Origin of the sequence: Streptomyces sp. NPDC057654, assembly GCF_042800135.1 — a bacterium.
GTDB lineage: Bacteria > Actinomycetota > Actinomycetes > Streptomycetales > Streptomycetaceae > Streptomyces.
Genome location: NZ_JBHVHQ010000649.1, coordinates 1 through 4,959 on the forward strand (window position 1 = coordinate 1; position 4,959 = coordinate 4,959).

The following is a 4,959-nucleotide window of genomic DNA, read 5'->3' on the forward strand; positions in this document are numbered from 1 at the left end:
CACCGGGTCCGTCGACTACCGGAACAAGGTCGGCTACGGCGTGGTGCACGGCACCGGCCGCGACAAGGCCGGCGACGGGCTGATCCAGTGGACGCCCTCCTCGGTGCGCGTCCACCCGATGAAGGACGCTCCGGCGCAAGCGCCCGCGTCGCCGCCCCGCTCGGGCTGGTACGGCCGTCCGCTGCTGACGTCCGGCAGCACGCTGGACACCTCCCTGTCCATCGCGCTCGGTCTCGGCGGCGACCGGCCGGACAACGCCCAACTGCTGCCGCAGAACGGCGCCGCCTGGCAGGGCCGGGAGCGGCTGGACGGGCGCCGGGTGGACGTCATGACCGGGCCGTCCTCCCCCGGCCACGCCGGTACGGCGGGCACCGTGCGCTACTGGATCGGCTCCGACGGCACCATGTACCGGGTCCGCGTCGGCGTGGGTTCGCAGCCGGAGCCGGTGGTCATCGACTTCGACACCCACAAGTACGTTCCGGTCGAGCCGGTCCCCGGAACCGCTCCGGCCCGTTAGCCACCGCTCAAGAAGTCCGCACCAGCGCGTTCGCGGCGAGCAGGGACGCCGCGGGCAGCCGGATGTCCTCCGTCTTCGGCAGCTCCGGTACGGACGGGACGGCGGTGGCGCCCGCGGTGGCGGCGGCGGGGAACTGCGGCTGCGCGGGAGCCGCCGCGACCTCGGTGAACGGGATGCCGCCGGGCGCCTTCGGCGCCGTCCACGTACCGGCCGGGGAGGACTGACCGCCCTGAAGCGGGCAGGCCGCGGTCGTCGCGAGCCGGGCGGGCACGGTCGTACGCAGCTCGTTGCCCCGCAGGCAGTTGCCCCGGCCGCGGGTGGCGGTGGGGAACGTCCAGCCGACGTCGACGGCGTTGCCGGTGAACGTGTTGTCCACGATCTGGTTGCCGACCGGGGGCAGGTCGGCGGTCGCGGTGATCATCAGTCCGGCGTTGCGGTGGCCGGTGACGCGATTGCGGACGAAGCGGTTGTCGCTGCCTCCGTCGACGCCGATGCCGATGCCCCACCCGCCGTCGGCCTGCTCCGGGGTGTCCGTCCGCTGGTTGGCGGCGATCAGGTTGCCCGCGATGACGGAGCCCTTCTGCGGGAGCAGTTTCTCCTGGTGGTCGGAGTCGGTGGTGAGTCCGACCCGGTTGCCGGCGAAGCGGTTGCCGACCACGTACATGTCCTCGCTGGCGTTGGTGCCTTCGTAGCCGACCGCGTTGAGTTCGGCGACGTTGTCCCGCACCACGATGTTGCAGGGCTTGCACTGGCCGACGTAGATCCCGGAGTCGGCGCCGCCCGACGCGTACGAGTGCTCGATGACGCCGTTCTGGGCGGAGAACGCGTAGATGCCGTACAGCCCGTTGCGGGTCGCGGTCACATGGGAGACCAGGAACGACTTCAGGAAGGCGACGGGCTCGGAGCCGGTGTCGTAGCCGCCGCTCTGCCCCGGCAGCCCGGCGGCGGCCTTCGCCGAACCGGTGACCAGCACCCCGTTCTGCGTGTTGTTCCGCACGGTCAGGTTCTCCACGGCCACGCCGGGCGCCGAGACGACGACGCCGTTCGGCTGCCGCAACCGCCCGTCGATGACGACCTTGTCCCTCGACAGACCGCGGAGGGTGACGCGCTCCGTGTCGACCCGCACCGTCTCGTGGTAGACGCCCGGAGCGACCAGCACCAGGTCACCGGGGCGGGCCAAGGACACCGCGGCCGAGATCGTCGGGGCGTCGGCGGGCACGCGGATCGTCACGTGCGCACCGGCCGGACGCCGGCCCTTGCCCGATCCGCCGTCGCCGTCTCCATGGCCGTCGCCGCTGCCGCAGCCGGCCACCAGTGTCAGCGTGCCCACTACCGCCGCCAACACGCGAAGACTTGATCCAGGCATGATCCCCAGTCTGGCATGGCGCCCAATTCCGCGCCAGAAACGCGGGGTTGACCGTCACGCGTGATTCGGGTGTGGCACTCTGCGCATCATGCGCCGAGCCGACCACCACCCGTCACGCCGTTCGTTCCTCGATGTCACCGGCGCCATGATGGCCACCGGCTTGACCGCCGGCCTGACCGCCGGGTGCGCGTCGGACTCCGCCGGGCCGGACCGGCACGCCGCCGCCCCGGCAACCACGACCACGACCACGACCTCGCCCGAGCCGGTTCCGGCGACGGGCCGTCATCAGGCGGGCATCACACTCCCCCAGCCGGCCCAGCCCCATCTGCTCGCCGTAGTGGCCGACCTCGGCGCCGCCGTGGCTCCGGGCCCGCTGCTCGCCGAACTCGGCGAAGCCATCCGCGCGCTCACGGCGGGGGACGACCCGCGGCTGCTGGGCCTGCCGCCGGGCGACCTCACCGTGACCGTCGGCGTGGGCCCCCGGCTCGTACGCGCCGTCGGCGCCTCACTGCCCGGCGCGGCCGGCCTCCCGCGGTTCTCCCGCGAACGGATCGACTCCCGGGCACGCGGCGGCGACCTGCTGATACAGCTCTGCGCCGGGGACCCGCTGCTGTTACCGGTCGCCGCCTCCGCACTCCTGGCCCAGGCCGGCGACCGCGTCCGCGAACGCTGGCGCCAGTCCGCACGCCGCGGCGCGAACGTGTCCGTCGGCGACGGCCGCACCGCGCCGCGCAACCCGCTCGGCTTCATCGACGGCATCATCGGCCCGCACACCGACGCCGAACAGCGGCGCGACCTGTGGCTGGCGGGACCCCCGGCGGTCGCGGGCGGCACCCTCGCCGTACTGCGGCGCATGGAACTCGACCTGCCGCGGTTCGCCGCCCTGTCCGTGGCCGGGCAGGAAGCGGTCTTCGGGCGGCGCCGGGCCGACGGCGTCCCGCTCTCCGGCGGCGCCGCCGACTCGAGCCCGGAACTCGGGGCCAAGACGCCGGACGGGCGCTATCTCGTCCCCGCCGACGCCCACGCCCGCAGAGCGCACGCCACCGCGGTCGGAGTCGGGCTCATGCTCCGGCGCTCCTACAGCATCGACGAGCCCGCCCCCGGCCTGCTCTTCGCCTGCTTCCAGAACGACCTGCGGACCTTCACCGCCACCCTCACGCACATGGAGACCTCCGACGCGCTGCTGCCCTTCACCACCACGACCGCCAGTGCGACGTTCCTGATCCTCCCCGGCTTCGACCGGCGGCGCCCGCTCGGCTCCCGGCTGTTCGGCTGACCGCCCATCACCCGCGAGCACGGCTCGTACGGCCTGAAGTCCCGTTCTCCTGAGGCTGGACAGTGGTATCCCTGATGATGGGACCACCTGGGGCCCCGGAACGAGCAACACGGGAGTACGTATATGACGGTGGAAGCCGGCGCACGGCAGAGCGAGCGTGTCGCAGGCCGGGTGTGGACAGTGCGCCTGGATCCCTACGGCCGTCTGTCCGCCGGCGCGGTCCGGCTCTCCTGCTCCCGCCCGGCCTGCCCCGAGCAGCGCTTCCCCGACGGCACCGCCGCGGGGCGCAAGGCGGCGATCGGACACGTCAACGCGCATCTGGCCCGCATCCGTGCGGGCGGCGGGCCGCGCGGCGCGGCGTGGTGCGCCTGCCGCGCCGCCGACTGCGCGTGGCACACCCCCGACCCCGAGGCCGGACGCCGCGGCGGGGTGCGGCCGCCGGACGTGGTGCGGTGCGGGGGCCCGATGGTCCTGAGCGTGTGCGCGGACCGTGCCGGACGGCTGTGGCGGATCGCGGAGGTGTGCGCGCGCTGCGCCGCCGCCACCCCCGGCTGCCGTGTCCTGGAGACCGCCGCGCCCCCGGAGCGCACCGCCCCGGCCGGGGCGGACCAGGCGGCGAGAACGCCGAGTGCGGAACCCGCGGGCGTCACGGCGCTGTTCTCCGACTCCGGCCCGCCCTCCCCCTCCTCCCCCGCCGCCGCACCGGCCCCGGTCCCTCGTACCCGCGGCGCCTCGCCGGCCGGCGCCCCCCGGCGGGCGAAACGAACGGGCAAGATCGCGCAGCGGATCGTGCCGCACGACCTCGAACCCGACGTCCTGCGCCGGGAACTCGTCGAACTCGGTGACGCGTTCCGCGCCTACCAGCAGCGCCCCGAGCCCGACCTCGCCCTGCTGGCCACCCTCCACGAGCGCAAGGCCCGCGCGTTCGCGCTGTGGGCCGACGTGAGCGACGACGACTCCCTTCGCCAGGAGGCCGAGCGCGCCGAGCTGGCCGCGGAGACCACCCGCGAGATGCACGGCAACCGCACCGGCAACGTGCCCGACGGCTCGACGGGCGAGGATGGGCCGTTGGTGGAACGGCTGCTGACCCGCAGTCAGGCCGTGCACGCCCGCGCCGTGCTGGAGTACGCCGCCGCCCACGCCCCGGGCCCCGAGGCCGACGTGCGCCTGGCGGTGCTCATGCTCGTCCTGCGGGCCGCACGCACCGGCACGGGGAACGTCACCGGCCAGGATCTGACCGGCTGGCTCCAGGGCGAGGCCGAGCGCGTCCTTGAGCAACTGGTCGACGCCGACTGGCTGCGCCTGCCCGGCGCCGCCGCCGACGTCCTGGCCTCCCGTCCGGAGGACCCCACCGCCGTCACCATCCCCACGCTGCTGCCCGAGCGGCCCCGCCCGTTCACCTTCGGCAAGGTCCATCGCACGAGGCTCTCCGGCTGGGCCCAGAAAGTCGTGGGCGACCGGAAGCTCCGCAAGAAGAAACTGGGCCCCGCCACCCGGCTCCTGGCCCTGTACACCGCGGTCCACACCCTCCCCGACGGCCGCCTCGGACGGCCCGAGGACGGCGGGCTCGGCCTGGACCAGGTCGCCGCGTTCTGCACCCTGGCCCCCGACGAGGTCGGCACGCACGCCGACCTGCTGGTCACCGCCGACTGGCTCGCCGAGGCCGACACCGCCGAGGGGCAGTTGCGCGGACGGCTTTCCGAGCGCGTCCTGCCGCTGTCGGGGCTGCTCTGACCGAGGGTTTCCGTGGAGGGTGCGGGGGCTCGGGGGCGGCCTCTTGAGGCCGCCTCAGTTCGTACG

4 protein-coding genes are annotated in these 4,959 nt (G+C 74.4%); 3 read left to right on the forward strand and 1 reads right to left on the reverse strand.

Features of this window, described 5'->3' with window-relative positions:
- The coding region (locus ACFU99_RS32790) for a hypothetical protein (protein ID WP_384398969.1) at nt 1-517 on the forward strand (517 nt) is incomplete at its 5' end.
- A gap of 7 nt (nt 518-524) precedes the next feature.
- Here ACFU99_RS32790 and ACFU99_RS32795 read toward each other — a convergent pair.
- On the reverse strand, nt 525-1,736 hold the full coding sequence (locus ACFU99_RS32795) for a nitrous oxide reductase family maturation protein NosD (protein WP_384398974.1): 1,212 nt from the start codon (nt 1,734-1,736) through the stop codon (nt 525-527).
- 235 nt (nt 1,737-1,971) lie between these two features.
- On the opposite strand from ACFU99_RS32795, the gene ACFU99_RS32800 reads away from it, so the two are divergent.
- Together ACFU99_RS32800 and ACFU99_RS32805 are read left to right on the forward strand one after the other, a co-directional pair.
- Nucleotides 1,972-3,159: a Dyp-type peroxidase gene (locus ACFU99_RS32800; RefSeq protein ID WP_384398971.1), complete on the forward strand. Its 1,188-nt coding sequence runs from the start codon at nt 1,972-1,974 to the stop codon at nt 3,157-3,159.
- 123 nt (nt 3,160-3,282) lie between these two features.
- The gene (locus ACFU99_RS32805) at nt 3,283-4,893 is read left to right on the forward strand and encodes a hypothetical protein (RefSeq protein ID WP_384398972.1); all 1,611 of its coding nucleotides are present in this window, start codon (nt 3,283-3,285) and stop codon (nt 4,891-4,893) included.
- Nucleotides 4,894-4,959 lie beyond the last annotated feature (66 nt).